The 14,417-nt window shown below is 59.2% G+C and carries 12 protein-coding genes and 1 pseudogene; 5 read left to right on the top strand and 8 right to left on the bottom strand.

Features of this window, described 5'->3' with window-relative positions:
• Positions 1-97: 97 nt before the first annotated feature.
• Both ACTG4M_RS00120 and ACTG4M_RS00115 read left to right on the top strand, forming a co-directional pair.
• On the top strand, positions 98-1,381 hold the full coding sequence (locus ACTG4M_RS00120; protein ID WP_439121597.1) for a DUF4214 domain-containing protein: 1,284 nt from the start codon (positions 98-100) through the stop codon (positions 1,379-1,381).
• Between the two features lie 313 nt (positions 1,382-1,694).
• A pseudogene (locus ACTG4M_RS00115) lies at positions 1,695-1,895 on the top strand (ABC transporter ATP-binding protein); the annotation flags it as partial.
• Positions 1,896-1,908: 13 nt separating this feature from the next.
• On the opposite strand, the gene ACTG4M_RS00110 reads toward ACTG4M_RS00115, so the two are convergent.
• From ACTG4M_RS00110 to ACTG4M_RS00075, 8 genes are read right to left on the bottom strand one after another with little or no spacing between them, the layout of a single operon-like run.
• On the bottom strand, positions 1,909-3,063 hold the full coding sequence (locus ACTG4M_RS00110) for a CaiB/BaiF CoA transferase family protein (protein WP_439121596.1): 1,155 nt from the start codon (positions 3,061-3,063) through the stop codon (positions 1,909-1,911).
• The gene (locus ACTG4M_RS00105) at positions 3,063-4,277 is read right to left on the bottom strand and encodes an acyl-CoA dehydrogenase (protein WP_439121595.1); all 1,215 of its coding nucleotides are present in this window, start codon (positions 4,275-4,277) and stop codon (positions 3,063-3,065) included. The genes ACTG4M_RS00110 and ACTG4M_RS00105 overlap by 1 nt, the downstream gene beginning before the upstream one ends.
• A complete protein-coding gene (locus tag ACTG4M_RS00100) occupies positions 4,270-5,661 on the bottom strand; it encodes an FAD-dependent oxidoreductase (RefSeq protein WP_439121594.1) in 1,392 nt (463 codons plus the stop codon). Before ACTG4M_RS00100 ends, ACTG4M_RS00105 begins: the two co-directional genes overlap by 8 nt.
• Positions 5,662-5,664: 3 nt before the next feature.
• Positions 5,665-6,534 (bottom strand): isocitrate lyase/PEP mutase family protein, encoded by an 870-nt coding sequence (locus ACTG4M_RS00095; RefSeq protein WP_439121593.1) that lies wholly within the window; start codon positions 6,532-6,534, stop codon positions 5,665-5,667.
• Positions 6,531-7,136: a cysteine hydrolase family protein gene (locus tag ACTG4M_RS00090; protein ID WP_439121592.1), complete on the bottom strand. Its 606-nt coding sequence runs from the start codon at positions 7,134-7,136 to the stop codon at positions 6,531-6,533. Before ACTG4M_RS00090 ends, ACTG4M_RS00095 begins: the two co-directional genes overlap by 4 nt.
• Positions 7,137-7,139: 3 nt before the next feature.
• Positions 7,140-9,197, bottom strand: a complete 2,058-nt coding sequence (locus ACTG4M_RS00085) for a hydantoinase/oxoprolinase family protein (protein ID WP_439121591.1) — start codon at positions 9,195-9,197, stop codon at positions 7,140-7,142.
• Complete coding sequence (locus ACTG4M_RS00080) at positions 9,194-10,888, bottom strand: hydantoinase B/oxoprolinase family protein (RefSeq protein WP_439121590.1); 1,695 nt, start codon at positions 10,886-10,888, stop codon at positions 9,194-9,196. Before ACTG4M_RS00080 ends, ACTG4M_RS00085 begins: the two co-directional genes overlap by 4 nt.
• Positions 10,885-11,445: a nuclear transport factor 2 family protein gene (locus ACTG4M_RS00075; protein WP_439121589.1), complete on the bottom strand. Its 561-nt coding sequence runs from the start codon at positions 11,443-11,445 to the stop codon at positions 10,885-10,887. Before ACTG4M_RS00075 ends, ACTG4M_RS00080 begins: the two co-directional genes overlap by 4 nt.
• 130 nt (positions 11,446-11,575) lie before the next feature.
• On the opposite strand from ACTG4M_RS00075, the gene ACTG4M_RS00070 reads away from it, so the two are divergent.
• The 3 genes from ACTG4M_RS00070 to leuD are packed head-to-tail and all read left to right on the top strand — an operon-like array spanning position 11,576 to position 14,411.
• Complete coding sequence (locus tag ACTG4M_RS00070; protein ID WP_439121588.1) at positions 11,576-12,370, top strand: GntR family transcriptional regulator; 795 nt, start codon at positions 11,576-11,578, stop codon at positions 12,368-12,370.
• Entirely contained in the window at positions 12,367-13,767 is a 1,401-nt protein-coding gene (gene leuC / locus ACTG4M_RS00065) for a 3-isopropylmalate dehydratase large subunit (protein ID WP_439121587.1), read from the top strand. Before ACTG4M_RS00070 ends, leuC begins: the two co-directional genes overlap by 4 nt.
• Positions 13,764-14,411, top strand: a complete 648-nt coding sequence (gene leuD, locus ACTG4M_RS00060; RefSeq protein WP_439121586.1) for a 3-isopropylmalate dehydratase small subunit — start codon at positions 13,764-13,766, stop codon at positions 14,409-14,411. Before leuC ends, leuD begins: the two co-directional genes overlap by 4 nt.
• Positions 14,412-14,417 lie beyond the last annotated feature (6 nt).

Below are 14,417 nucleotides of genomic sequence, written 5' to 3'. Positions count from 1 at the left end.
AGGCCGGACTTTTCCGAAGTATTTGATGCTTTGGGATTATGTTAAGTGTATAGATGTGAAATAGAGACCGGCTAGGTTTTGTGCCTAAGGGGGACTTATGGCAGATTCGGTTTTCACAAATGATACAATTGGCACAGCAACAGATTTAAACACATTGGCATTTTCGGGAAGCGGGTATCCCGGCCCGTTCTCTTCCAACTTTTTCCGGTTCGATTCTGTAGGGCTTCCGGCAAGTGAGGCCCCGGATGAGGGTGTATTTTCCACCGACATCAGCGACTTTTTCACCTTCGATCCATATGAGTTGCAGACGGTTCGGGTGAATTTCAACGGCGATACCGTCGGTGAATTCAACAACTATGTCTTTTTCATTCCGGTCAGCGGGGTGTCCAAGGTTGAGGGCGCCTTGGTCGGACTATGGGGCGGGGGCGAATACGCCAATATTTTTCAGGACTTAAACAATACACCCGTGGGTGGAGTTTTTGATGATGATGACGATCTCATCCCAATCGACCCAGGCCTGGATTTGGAGGACGCTGTTTACTCCGTTAACAAATTCTCCGGTGCGGAAGCGGTTTGGACCCTGACGGGAGGTCCCGTTGTCGTGCAGGTGTTGGGGATACATGTCGAATACATCGATTCTGATGATGATGACGATGAAGCTTACAGGGATGTAGACTACCGTTTTTCGATCAACCCTCAAAGCAGTGTGGTCCCTGATCCTGTACCGGTTCCAGATCCCGTACCGCAGCCCGATCCGCAACCGGATCCTGTGCCCAATCCGACGGGCATGACCTTTTCCAACGATGTGCCGAATTCGCAGACATTGACTGGCGGTCCGGGCCTCGATGTTTTTGATGCAAAAGGCCCTTTGAACGGGTTTATCATTGAAGTCTTTGACGATGGCCGGATCACCTTTCAAGAACAGTATCGCCCGGAAAGGATCGATACGCTGATTAACATTGAGCGGGTCGACTTGATCGGTGGGTGGCTTGCCTTTGACACTGACGGCAACGCCGGGCAGGCATATCGTCTGTATCAAGCCGCGTTTGACAGAACACCTGACGCAGAGGGGCTTGGCTTTTGGATCGGCAACTTTGATGCTGGCAACGTTGATCTGGTGACGATGGCCGAATACTTCATGCAGTCCGAGGAATTTGCGACGCAATACGGCGATCCTACTACGCTCTCTGACCTCGCATTCCTGACCTTGCTTTACGAGAATGTGTTGGACAGAGTGCCGGATCAGGCTGGCTTTGATTTCTGGAGTAATCAGCAAGACGCCGGGCTGAGCCGGGCTGAGATGTTGCAGTATTTCTCTGAGAGTACGGAAAATTATCAAAATGTCGCCGGGGAAATCGCAGACGGGATTTGGTATGTCTAAATTTGGGATTGGCGCAATAGACAATCAACCGACCAAGGACAGCGAGAAGGTCGAACAAACTATCTCGAAGGCTGTAAGTTCGTAGTACGTCCGCAAGGAAGCAAGTACCACGCGGTTGACCGTCGGAACTTAAAACTATCGATGGATGACGTACAACGAACGTGCGTCTTTCGCATTAAAGAAGAGTTCGGTGGATTACAGCCGACTCGGGAAACTTAATACTTGGAAAGACCCCATCTATCGCAGTCTCAACGGCATCGAACCCAGCTTCGGCGTAGCGGGAGAAGGTCAGGATCTCTGTGGATCAGAGGCGACACAGGCAGCAGAGTGCATGATCGACATTGTCGAGCCCGCTGGCGCGGACACCTTTGCGGTGATGCAGCTGGGCGGGAAACACATCACGGCGCTTTTGCATTCCGAAACGACCGCCGGTCCCCGAGAGCAAAAGCGGCTGTCTTTCGACCTTGGCAAGGTGTCGTATTTTGCGCCCGAAACCGGTCTTCGGTTGCACTAAGCAAACCAGGTGGTCAGTCGTTGACCGACCACCCGGACTTGCGAACCAGTTCTGTGTGCGCACCAAGCGAAGGTGCGGTGCGGTCAAGCGCAAGCTCTGACGCGCTGAACGTGATTGGTGTCCGAACCCCGGGGACACCTTCGGGTGTGATTTTCATATTGCGATGCACGATCTGAGGATCGTCGAACACTTCCCCAACTGTATTGATCGGCGAAGACGCGACCTGCTTGGATTTGAGCGCTTCCAAAAGCTCGGCTTTGGTCTGTTTCGCGGTCTCGGCCTTGAGCATCGCGATCAATTCGTCGCGATGTTTCACCCGCCCCGCGTTTGTTCGGTATTCGGGGTTTTCGGCAATGTCGCTGCGTCCGACAACTTCGCACAGGCCCTGAAACTGACGGTCGTTGCCCGACGCGATGATGATGTCACCGTCTGACGCGGGGAAGACTTCGTATGGCACGATGTTCGGGTGCTGGTTGCCCATGCGGTTCGGCGATTGCCCCGTCGCAAGGAAATTCATCGCCTGATTGACAAGACATCCTGTGCCTGCGTCGAACAGGCTCATGTCGATATGCTGGCCGTATCCGTTGGCGTCCCGCTCTCTAAGTGCAGCTTGAATGCCAATCACGGCGTAAAGGCCGGTATAGATGTCCGTCACCGCGACGCCCACTTTCTGCGGTTCACCGCTTGGGTCGCCAGTGATCGACATGAGGCCGGACATGCCTTGGACAAGATAATCGTACCCGGCACGTTCGGCATAAGGGCCAGTTTGGCCAAAGCCAGTAATGGAACAATACACCAGACCGGGGTTGACCGCAGACAGGCTGGCATAATCCAGCCCGTATTTGGCAAGCCCACCAACCTTGAAGTTCTCGATGAGTACGTCCGCTTCGCGTGCCAAATCCAGTACAAAGGCGCGGCCTTCGTCGGTCGCCAGGTCCGCCGTGACCGAGTATTTGCCCCGGTTGCAGCTGTAGAAATAGGCGGCTGACGGCGTGTCCTCGTCCTCGCGGTTAATGAACGGGGGCCCCCATGTGCGGGTGTCATCCCCCTTGGGGCTTTCCACCTTGATGACGGTTGCGCCAAGATCGGCCAGTGTCTGACCGACAATTGGCCCGGCAAGGATGCGGGCCAATTCAAGAACTTTCAAACCTTCCAGCGGTGCTGACATCAGAAGAACGCCTGCAGCCCAGTCTGCGCGCGGCCAAGGATCAGGGCGTGCACATCATGCGTCCCTTCGTAAGTGTTGACCGTCTCAAGGTTCTGCGCGTGACGCATGACGTGGTATTCGGCCATGATCCCGTTGCCGCCATGCATGTCACGGGCGTGCCGCGCGATCTCCAAGGCCTTACCGCAATTATTGCGCTTGATCAGGCTGATCGCCTCGGGCGCTGCGGTGCCTGCGTCAAGCATCCGGCCCACTTGCAATGCCGCGTGCAGGCCCAAAGTGATCTCGGTCTGCATGTCGGCCAGTTTCTTCTGGAAAAGCTGAGTTTGCGCCAGCGGCTTTCCAAATTGCGTCCGGTCCAATCCATACTGGCGTGCGCGGTGCCAGCTGTCTTCTGCTGCCCCCATAACGCCCCAAGCGATGCCATAGCGCGCGCGGTTCAGACAGCCGAACGGTCCCTTGAGGCCCTCGACACCCGGCAGCAGAGCGTCTTCACCGATCTCGACATCCTTCATCACGATCTCACCGGTGATGGACGCGCGCAGGGACAGCTTGCCGTTGATCTTGGGCGCGGACAGACCTTTCATGCCTTTTTCAAGCACAAAGCCCTTGATCTTTCCCCCATGCGCTTCGGACTTGGCCCAAACGACGAACACATCAGCGATCGGGCTGTTCGAGATCCACATCTTTGCGCCGTTGATGACATAGCCACCATCGGTTTTCTTGGCGACGGTCTTCATGCCCGCAGGGTCCGACCCGGCATCGGGTTCGGTCAGGCCAAAGCAGCCGATCAACGTGCCAGCAGCCAGACCGGGAAGGTATTTCTTGCGTTGCTCATCGGTGCCATAGGCGTGGATCGGGTACATGACCAAAGAGCTTTGAACACTCATCATCGACCGATAGCCGCTGTCCACACGCTCCACTTCGCGGGCGACAAGGCCATAGCTCACGTAATTCGCGCCCAGCCCGCCAAACTCTTCGGGAATAGTGACGCCAAGCAAACCCATCTCGCCCATCTCGGCGAAGATCTCTGGCGCGACACCTTCATTCAGATACATGTCCGACACGCGCGGCAACAGTTTGTCAGCTGCATAGGCCGCTGCACTGTCTGCGATCATGCGCTCTTCTTCGGCAAGTGACGCGCGCAGACCGAGGGGGTCTTCCCAGTCGAATTTGGCGAGTGAGGGTCCGTGACCCGCGTGTGACGCATCAAGCATGTCCATGCTCCTCTTTCATGTCATTGGCGGCAGTCGATCCTGCTATGTACCCAAGGACCGTCGCTGCCAGAAGTCCGTTTCCAGACAGATAACCGCTATCGCCGGAACCTGAAACACCCACCGCGGCCCCGCCGGCCGCAAAGAGGTTGGGAAAGACGTTTCCAGCTTTGCGGACCACACGAGCGTTCTGGTCGATCTTCAACCCGCCTTGCGTGTGAAACAAGGCCCCGGTCACTTTTACTGCACAATAAGGTGGTTTCAGTGGTTCGCCAAGGAAGCTGCGTCCAAAGGCATCAGGTCTGCCCGTTGGAATATCATAAAGCGTCTGCGTCAGGTTGGTCCCGGGCAGGCCAGTAATCTCGGCCAGTTCGGCTACCGAGTCGGCAATGCGTATCGCGCCAATGGCCTCGGCATCCTTGAAATCTTGAAACTGACGCGCAACATCCGCGATGCGACTGTCGAAGATCGTCCAGGCCACGCCGTCCGGTTGCGCAAGTACCGCGCGGGCGGCTTCCGAATAGCCCTGACTTTCGTCCCAGAACCGGTCTCCGTTCAGGTTTACCTGCACACCGCCTTGGGTGATTACGGCCCAAGTGATTAGAATCCCTTGCGGATGCGCGACATTGCCATGGCCCTGATACGCGCCCAGATGCAGGGTCTCAGCGCCAAGCGCCTCGCCCCATGTTACCGCGTCGCCCTGATTGTAGTCGTGCCCGAACCAGACCGCGTTTTCGATCTCGGGCATGAACTGCCGAACCATGGCACGGTTGCCGCCGTAGCCGTTGCAGGCAAGGATCAGAGCGCCGCAGCCGACGTCTTCCGTACCGTTCGGCCCCTCCAACCGTACGCCGCGCACGTGATCCCCTTCGACAAAAAGCGATGTCGCGCGGCGATTGCATATAATGTCCATGCCTTGCGCCTCGCAGGCGGTGCGCAGCCGGTCAATCAACTCTCGCCCCGCGCGGGTTGGCAGGCCATGCATGCGGCGGCGGGAATGGCCGGGGTAATCGAAATCGGAGACGACCGAAAAGGGCAGATCGAACCTGTCTGCCAACCACTCAATCACTTTGCCCGATTGGTTTGCCAGCAGGTCAACGAGATTTTGAGGGTTCTCGCCCTTGGCCTTCTTCTGAATGTCCTGCGCGAACAGATCAGCATTGTCCTCGATCCCCGCTTCTTGCTGAAACCGCGTACACGCAGCCGGGATCAGCCCTGCGGAGAGTGCGGTGGAGCCGGATGGCGCGGCATCGGCCTCGGCCACCAGAACCTCGCCCCCGGCATCGTTGGCGGCCAGCGCTGCCACCAAACCACAGCCGCCTGCGCCAATAATCAGGATCGGCACGTCCAGATCGAAACCGGTGTCAGGCGGCGGCAAGATCGACATGGCTCAGTCGTGCCCACCTGACTCGTAGCGTTTGCCAAGAGCCAGCATTTCGTCCGTGCCCAGTCGCTCGTTCAGCCCGCCAAAATCGAACATGTTATCCGCAAAGGCGCGGTTGCTGCCGGTGGACATGAGGCTTTGGTAATAGGCTTCAGCCGTATGCGCCAAGGCGCGGACGATGCCGCCCGGAAAGATCACGATGGAAAACCCGAGATCGTTCAGAAAGGACGCGTTCTGGATCGGTGTCGCCCCGCCTTCGACCATGTTCACCAGCAGTGGCACACGGCCCTTGAACCGTTCCGTCACCGTTTTCATCTCGTCTACCGACCGCAACGCCTCGATAAACAGGGCATCGGCGCCAGCCTCAACATAGGCCTCGGCCCGGTCAGTGGCGGCGTTGAATCCATCAACAGCCACGGCATCGGTGCGGGCGATGATCAAGGTCTCGTCGCTGGCCCGCGCATCTGCCATCGCGGCGATCTTGCCGACCATTTCCTGCGTTGAAATGATCGATTTCTCGGCCAGATGCCCACAGCGTTTGGGATAGGTCTGATCCTCGACCTGCAAGGCATTGGCCCCAGCACGTTCGTAGAGCCGCATAGTGCGCTGTGCGTTCAGCGCGTTGCCGAAACCCGTATCGGCATCGATGATCACCGGCAGGTCTACGCGGTCACGGATCAAGGCCATTGTATCAGCCATCTCGCTGACCGAAGTAAGTCCGATATCCGGGCGACCCAGCCGTGTATAGGCCACCGCCGCACCGCTCAGGTACAGAGCTTCGAACCCGGCTTGCGCCGCAAGCGCCGCCGTCAGGGCGTCATACACACCCGGAGCGACAAGGATCTCGTCAGAGGCAAGGCGGGTTTTCAGGCTCATGTCAGGCTTTCCAGCATCTCGGCGCAGGTCATATTCGGGCAGACCGACGCAAGGGACAGCAGCGTGGCGTCATGCACCTCTTGTTTGAATGCGGCACAACCATCGGACAGCAGGATGGTGTGCAGGTTCCGCAGATGCGCGTCCCTCACCGTGCTGGCCACACCGCCATTTGTCACGATCCCACCGATGATCAACGTGTCGATATCCAGCGCACGCAGGATGTATTCCAGCCGCGTCTGGTACAGCGCGGAATAGGCGACCTTTTCGATGGTGTAGTCCGCGGGGGCAAGTGCATCGACCAAACCGTGGCCGAATTTTCCGGGGGCAAAGTCGCCTTTGCCAAGGAAGGGGCGCAGTTCTTTCAAATGCGGCGCGATCAGAGGTTCGTCATTCGGCCCTGGCACCAGCGTAAACTGAGCGCTGATATAAGTGCCGCCCTTGGCGCGGAGGGCATCTGCGACGGGTTTGATCCGGGCGGGCAGGGCGGTGATCGCTTCTGCTGTTTGGCCTGCACGGCCATAGGCGCCATCGGGGTGCAGAAAGTCGTTCTGCAGATCAATGGTCAGAAGGGCCGTGCGCCTTGGATCAATGGTGTGGGCCATGTCTCAGTCCTCGTCCCGTGTGATGATGGTGTTGCCGCAGGTATCGATCTGTGCTGTCAGGCCGGGATCGACCAGCACGGTCGTGTCCGGCTGCACAAGGATCGCTGGGCCTTTGATTTCCGCACCTACCGGCAAGGCTAGACGGTTGTAGATGGTGGTTTCGAACCAAGTATCGCCAAAATGCACCTTGCGGCTGCCGGTGTGCGCGTCCTCCACCGAGCCACCTTTGGGGGCGAGCGTGGTTAGGTCGAACTTGGGGCGGCGTCCGATCACGGCAGTGCGCAGGTTCATCACCCTGCGTGTGCCGTTTTTGAGCAGGCGTCCGTATGTGGTTTGGTAGGCTGCGTCGAAGGCTGCTTCGACCTCGGCCACGGTCGGCGCTGTGACACTGGAGCCTTCGACTGTGATCGGCAACGGCACAGCCACGGTGTGGGTTTGCCCGACATACGCCATGTCCAACTCGACCACGATATCGCGCGCCTCGAACCGCGATTGCGCAGCATCGAGCAGGGCCATACCATCGTCGATATGTTTTTGCATGACGTCACGCAGCGCACCGGTGTCCAAAGTCGCGGTCAGTGTGTTGATCGTTTGCACGAAATCCTGCCGCATGTCGGCGATCACACAGCCCATTGCGCTGGTCACACCGGGATAGCGGGGAACAATCGCGCTGCCGATGCCGACCTCTTTCAAGATCGCTCCGGTGTGCAATGCACCGCCTCCACCGAAGGGCATGAAGGCAAAGCGCTTGGGGTCGAACCCGCGTTCGATGCTGACTAGTCGGATCGCGCCCGCCATGCGCGAATTGGCGACGCGGAGGATCGCTTCGGCGGCCTCAACAGTGGTCAGGCCAAGTTTCTGGCCCACATGCAGGTTGATCGCGCGTCCAGCTGCGTTGACATCCAGCCGATCCAGCTTGCCCCCGATGGGATTGTCCGGGTCGATCCGACCCAGCACGACATTGGCATCGGTCACCGTTGGGCGATCATTCCCCTGACCGTAGGCCACCGGGCCGGGTGTCGATCCGGCGCTTTCGGGGCCGATGTTGAGCAAACCACCCTTGTCGACCCATGCGATAGAGCCGCCCCCGGCACCGATCGTCGTGATTTCGATCATCGGGTTGCGCACCACCATGCCGAAATCGATGGAGGTCTGTGGCGACAACATCGACTGCCCCTTGGCGATCAGAGCCACGTCAAAGCTTGTTCCACCCATGTCACCCGTGATGACGTTCTCAAAACCAGCCGTTGTGGCGATGTGCCCTGCGGCGATCACGCCAGCAGCGGGACCAGAGAGCGCGGTGCGGATTGGTAGGCGGCAGGCCGTGTCGGTGCCCATGACGCCGCCATTCGATTGAACGATCATGAACTCGCCACCGAACCCGCCTTTGGTCAGGGCTTGGTCAAGGCGGTTGATGTAACCCGACACTTCGGGTTGCAGGTAAGCGTTCAGAGCGGTGGTTGAGAAGCGTTCGAATTCGCGGATCTCCGGCAGGATCTCCGACGAACAGCTCACATGGTCGTTGGGCCACATGCCGCGTACGGTCGCGACGGCTTTGGCCTCGTTCTCGGCATTGGCATAGGCGTTGGCGAATAGGATCGCGACGGCCAGACAGCCTTCGTCGATCAACTGTTGGGCGGCAGCTCTGACCGCGTCCAGATCAACGGGCGTGCGGATCGTGCCATCGGCAAGCGTACGTTCCGGCACCTCCAACCGTAGGTTTCGCGGGACAACTGGCTCGAAGTCGCCGCGCAGACCCCATGTGCGGGGCCTGTCGCGGCGGCGCATTTCAAGAACGTCGCGGAGTCCGTGAGTGGTGATCACGCCGATCTTTGCGCCTTTGCGCTCGAGCAGAGCATTGGTTCCGGCGGTCGTGCCATGCACAACAGCCGCCACGGTAGAAAGGTCATCGACCTGCTGGCCGATCCCATCAAGAAAGCCGCCCGACTGGTCGGGCCGGGTGGTGGGCACCTTGGCCACCTGCGCCGTTCCAGTGGTCTCGTCCAGCACGAACACATCGGTAAAGGTGCCACCGACATCGACGCCGATCATCTTGGTCATGCTGCGACCTCTTTCCATGCGGGGCCGTACAGATCGGTCGCTTTGTCCGGCGTCAAGTATCCAAGCGCCACATCGCGGGCGACCGCTGTCGCATCGCGGTTTGCTGCCGCGCCGTAGCCGCCACCACCGGGGGTGTCGAGGCGCACGGCCTGTCCCTTGGTCAGCTTGATCCCAAGCATCTTTGACGCAAGCGGCGGGGTCTTCCACCCATCCGCCTGTTCATAGTGAAATACGTTCATCGCCCCAGTGTCGCCGCCTTGCACACCCTGCGGCGCAAACCGGCCGCGTTCGCCAAAAAGGAACGCCTCTGCGTTTTCTTCAAGCACCTCAACCTCATAGGTCGCGCCCAGCCCACCACGATGCGCACCTGCGCCAGCGCTGTCGGGGCGCAGAGCCCATTGACGGAACATGACCGGGTAGGCTGCCTCGAGGATCTCCATCGGTGGAATGGTCGCTGTGGAAATCGGCGCATTGCCGTGGTTGAGGCCGTCTGACTCAATGCTTCCCCCATGCCCGCCGCCGTAGAAGCTGAACATCACCCAACGTTGGCCGTTCGCACGCTTCCCCGCGATGGAAAGCGCGTTGATCGTGCCATAGGCGTTGGCGACAACCCGTTCGGGGGCTGCTTGGGATGCGGCGCTAAAGATCACGTCGATCATGCGCAGGATGGTCTCGGTGTATCCGCCCACAGGTGCCGGGAATTCGGCAGAGAGCAGTGATCCGTCCGGAACACGCACATCAATCGGGCGCATGACTCCGGCATTGGCAGGCAGGTCGGGAAAGATGTGTTTGATTGCAACATAGGCGGTTGCCACCGCCGTCGGGTAGGCGATGTTCACCGGACCAGCGGTGACCGGTGCGGTGCCTTCAAAGTCGAGCACCATAGTGTCGCCCGTGATCTCGAGCGCGACCTTGATCGGCAGGGCCACATCTGTGATCCCGTCGTTGTCGAGGTAATCCACCGCTTCCCAGCGCCCATCTGGCAGACTGGACAGTTCAGATCGCATCAGCGTCTCGGCCCGGTCGCCCAAGGCGTTCAAAGCCGCAGACACGGTCTCGGCTCCGTATTCATCCAGCAACTCATCCAGCCGCTTCACGCCCAAGTCCAAAGCGCCCAACTGCCCGTTCAGATCGCCCATCGCCGATTGTGGCAGGCGGGTGTTGCGCAAGAGGATGTCGATGATGTCCTGCTGAATAACACCCCCACGGGCGAGTTTGACAGGCGGCAGGATAAATGCCTCCTGAAACGCCTCGGTCGCCGAGGGGTTGTAATTTCCGGGAACCGCGCCGCCCACATCGTGCCAATGGCCGACACTGGCGAGGTAGCAGAACAGCTTCCCGTCGCGGTAATACGGGCGCACCAGCCGCATGTCAGACAGGTGCGTTCCACCCATATGGGCGTCGTTAAAGATGTAGATGTCACCGTCGGCCAGATCACCAGCTTCGGCGGCCTTGTCGATCACCGCTTTCACGGCAAAGGCCATCACGCCGACAAAAATCGGCAAGCCGGATTTCCCCTGCACAAGCGTGTCGCCGGTGTTCGCGTGGTAGAACCCGTGCGACGCATCATGCGCCTCGGCGATAATCGGGTTGAAGGCCGCGTGGAACAGGGTCGCGTCCATCTCGTCTGCGATTTGTTCCATCCGACCGGCGAGTACGGCCAGCGTGATCGGGTCGATGGCAGCTTTCATTGCGCGCGTGCCTCGGCCATGTCGTTCCAGACGTCCTGACGGACGATCTTGCCTCCGCTGATTTCGAAACGGTCGATAAAGCGGATGCCCTCAAAGGGTGTTCCATCCATCCATTCGCCATAGAGCGTGCCACGTGCGTAGACGACGGCAACGCTGCCGCTATGCATCGCGTCGAACCCGTCATACGTCTTTTTGACAAACCTGTAGCGACCCTTGGACCATTCGATCAGTTCCGATAGCTGCGTCATCGGTTGCGTCGCGGGGAATACCATCTGAAAACCCTCGCCCAGCATGGCCTGTGCCGCGTCCAGATCGCGGGCTTCCATCGCCGCAAGGTAATCGCGCACGATTTGCGAAGGGTCAGGCAGAGCCGGTGCCGGTTTGCGGTGCTGTCCGCCGCGCGCATAGGCCTCGGACGGGTATTCGTGCAGCATCACAGTGATGGCCTCATCCGGCGCCGGTACGACAAATCGAATCGCGTCTGTCAGGGCCGAAGTGAGGCGGGATTTCTCTGTGGGGCTGTATCCTTCAAGGATGTGCGCTTCTACGATTGGCATATGACCCTCCCCAAAATCTGCACTTTTCATATAACAGGTTTTGGTATATTGAAAGACCAACAAACGAAGAATCTTCGGTGGATCGTTCAACTGGCCACGGGGATCAGCAACCAACAGGGGCCGCGCTGTCGTGACGATAAACGCGCATTCCGGACTTCCAGAAGGCGGTAAAGCCCGCAGGGTTTACCTGTTGCTGCGCGACGAAATATCAAATGGGGTGTTCAAGGACGGTACGCGTTTGCCGGGCGAGCACAGACTTGCCGAGCAGTTTGACGTATCGCGCATCACCATCCGTCGCGCGCTTGAGGCTTTGGCTGCTGATGGCTGGATCAAGAAAAAAACAGGAGCCGGATCGGTAGTGCGGGCGCGGGAGCAGGCTGATCAAAGGCTCTCAGCCGATTTCGCGACGCTGATCCCGCATCTGGTCGAGATGGATCGCAAGACAACCGCGCGGCTGTTGTCTTTCTCGTATGACAGCGCCCCTGCAGCGGTGGCCGAGGCACTGGGCATACCTGAAGGGGCTGATGTGCAAAAGGCCGTGCGCGTGCGATCCTCTGACGGTCAGCCCTTTTCGCACCTCACCACTTATGTGCCCAAAGACATCGCGGTCAGCTATGATGAGGCCGACCTTGCCACGCAGCCGCTCTTTCGTCTTTTGGAGCGCAGTGGCGTGAGTGTGGAAAGTGCGCATCAGACCGTGACAGCAGCTTTGGCGACGCCCGATGTGGCCGATGCCTTGGAGGTGTCAGTGGGATCACCGCTTTTGTTCGTGCAGCGCATCGTGCGCGATGCAAGCGGGCAAGGTGTGGAACACCTGTCGGCATTGTATCGGCCCGATCTGTTTCGGCTTGAGATGAGCCTTGCCCGCGTCGGAGATGGGGAAGCACGGCATTGGGAACCCGTGATTGGGGGCATGTCGTCATGACCGCGCGCCGTCTTCTCGACAAGCTTTGGGATGCACATGAAATCCTGCGCCGCGAAGATGGGACCAGCCTTCTTTGGGTCGATCGGCATCTTGTTCACGAGGGCTCGCATCATGCCTTTGCTAAGCTTGCAGATCGCAGACTACCTGTGTCTGAACCAAGTCTGACTTTTGGGGTCGCGGATCACTACGCCCCTACGCGTGGTAAGCCCGCGACTGATGCCATTGCACGGATGATCGAAACGCTTGAAGCGAACACCAAGGCGCATGGCATCACGTGTTTCGGACTTGATGACCCACGACAAGGCATTGTGCACGTGATTGGGCCGGAACAGGGCCTGACACTGCCGGGATTGCTGATCAATTGCGGGGATAGCCACACGTCGACGCACGGTGCGTTTGGAGCGTTGGCCTTTGGCATCGGCGCGACCGAGGTGGCGCATGTGTTGGCAACGCAAACCGTTTGGCAAAAGAAACCCAAGGCTATGCAAATTGACGTGACCGGGCGGCTTGGGCCCGGTGTCGGGGCCAAGGATTTGGCATTGGCGTGGATTGCGAAACTGGGTGCCGACGGCGCACGCGGGCATGCCATCGAATACACCGGGCCTGCCGTGCGTGCTCTGTCGATGGAAGGGCGTATGACTCTTTGCAACCTTTCCATCGAAGGTGGCGCGCGATTTGGCATGGTGGCACCGGACGAGACCACGTTTGCCTATGTCAAAGGGCGGCATTTCGCACCGAGCGGCGCTGATTGGGATCGTGCCATCGAATACTGGTCAACGTTGTCATCTGATGCGGACGCCGATTTTGAAACGGCTGACACCCTCGACGCGTCCGAAATCGCGCCCATTGTTACTTGGGGCACGACCCCCGAAGACGCTTTGCCGGTGACTGCAACGATCCCTGATCCGTCCCGCATGCAAGGCAATGCTGCGGAACGGGCACGGAATGCGCTGGAGTATATGGGTCTCGCAGCGGGACGTGCGTTGGCTGACATCGCCGTTGATCAAGTGTTCATCGGTTCCTGCACCAACGCCCGCATCGAAGATTTGCGCGCGGCGGCGGCGGTTCTGGCCGGACGACAGGCTAGGGTGCCGGGAATCGTGTCGCCCGGATCGCGTTATGTCAAAGCGCAGGCCGAGGCCGAAGGGTTGGATCGTATCTTCATTGACGCAGGCCTTGATTGGGTCGGGTCAGGCTGTTCGATGTGCGTCGCGATGAACGGTGATCATGTGGAACCGGGCAAACGCTGCGCGTCGACCACCAATCGCAATTTCCGGGGCCGTCAGGGCCGCGGGGCACGGACTCATCTGATGTCGCCCGCGATGGTGGCGGCGGCTGCGGTAACAGGCCATCTGACCGACGTGCGCGATTTGCTGAAAGAGCGGGAGGTCGCATGAGCGGATGGAGCACATATACCGGGCTTGCCGTGGCGCTGGACCGCGAGAACGTGGACACCGACCAGCTGATTCCAGCGCGGTTCATGTCGACGCCACGGTCCGAAGGGTACGGCGATTTCCTGTTGCATGACATGCGCACGGACAGCAATGGCAAGGCTGTACCCGACTTTCCGTTGAACGCAGAGACCAACGCCAGTGTCCTGATCTCGCGCCGGAATTTCGGCAGTGGATCGTCGCGTGAGGCAGCGGTTTATGCGCTGGTCGATTTCGGCATCCGCGTCGTGATCGCGCCTAGCTTCGGTGACATCTTTGCCAGCAATTCGGTGAACAACGGCCTTCTGCCCGCACGCGTGTCCGAGGCAGAGGTGGATGCGGCCATCGCAAAACTTGCCGACGGCGCACAAGAGGTGACCGTCGACCTGTCCAACCGGGCAATACGGTTTGGCGACACCACGCTGGACTTCACGCTTGACGACGTCTGGCAGCAGAAACTTATCAATGGTTGGGATGACATCGACCTGACCCAAAACCACCAACAGGCCATTTCGGCATTCCGTGCGCAACATGTGCAGGACATGCCGTGGGCCATACCAGTCCAACAGACCAATTTCAGGAGCGCGGGGCGGGACACCGTTTCGCAGTAGCAAAGG

The organism is Marivita sp. (genome assembly GCF_965656765.1).
Taxonomy (GTDB): Bacteria; Pseudomonadota; Alphaproteobacteria; order Rhodobacterales; family Rhodobacteraceae; genus Marivita.
Note: the sequence above shows the minus strand (reverse complement) of the source record. Positions and strands in the feature narration are given on the sequence as shown.

Excerpts from the sequence above, each read along its gene's own strand:
- ACTG4M_RS00120 (WP_439121597.1), top strand. The coding sequence starts at position 98 with ATGGCAGATTCGGTTTTCACAAATGATACAATTGGCACAGCAACAGAT.
- ACTG4M_RS00110 (WP_439121596.1), bottom strand. The coding sequence starts at position 3,063 with ATGTCAGCACCGCTGGAAGGTTTGAAAGTTCTTGAATTGGCCCGCATC.
- ACTG4M_RS00105 (WP_439121595.1), bottom strand. The coding sequence starts at position 4,277 with ATGCTTGATGCGTCACACGCGGGTCACGGACCCTCACTCGCCAAATTC.
- ACTG4M_RS00100 (WP_439121594.1), bottom strand. The coding sequence starts at position 5,661 with ATGTCGATCTTGCCGCCGCCTGACACCGGTTTCGATCTGGACGTGCCG.
- ACTG4M_RS00095 (WP_439121593.1), bottom strand. The coding sequence starts at position 6,534 with ATGAGCCTGAAAACCCGCCTTGCCTCTGACGAGATCCTTGTCGCTCCG.
- ACTG4M_RS00090 (WP_439121592.1), bottom strand. The coding sequence starts at position 7,136 with ATGGCCCACACCATTGATCCAAGGCGCACGGCCCTTCTGACCATTGAT.
- ACTG4M_RS00085 (WP_439121591.1), bottom strand. The coding sequence starts at position 9,197 with ATGACCAAGATGATCGGCGTCGATGTCGGTGGCACCTTTACCGATGTG.
- ACTG4M_RS00080 (WP_439121590.1), bottom strand. The coding sequence starts at position 10,888 with ATGAAAGCTGCCATCGACCCGATCACGCTGGCCGTACTCGCCGGTCGG.
- ACTG4M_RS00075 (WP_439121589.1), bottom strand. The coding sequence starts at position 11,445 with ATGCCAATCGTAGAAGCGCACATCCTTGAAGGATACAGCCCCACAGAG.
- leuC (WP_439121587.1), top strand. The coding sequence starts at position 12,367 with ATGACCGCGCGCCGTCTTCTCGACAAGCTTTGGGATGCACATGAAATC.
- leuD (WP_439121586.1), top strand. The coding sequence starts at position 13,764 with ATGAGCGGATGGAGCACATATACCGGGCTTGCCGTGGCGCTGGACCGC.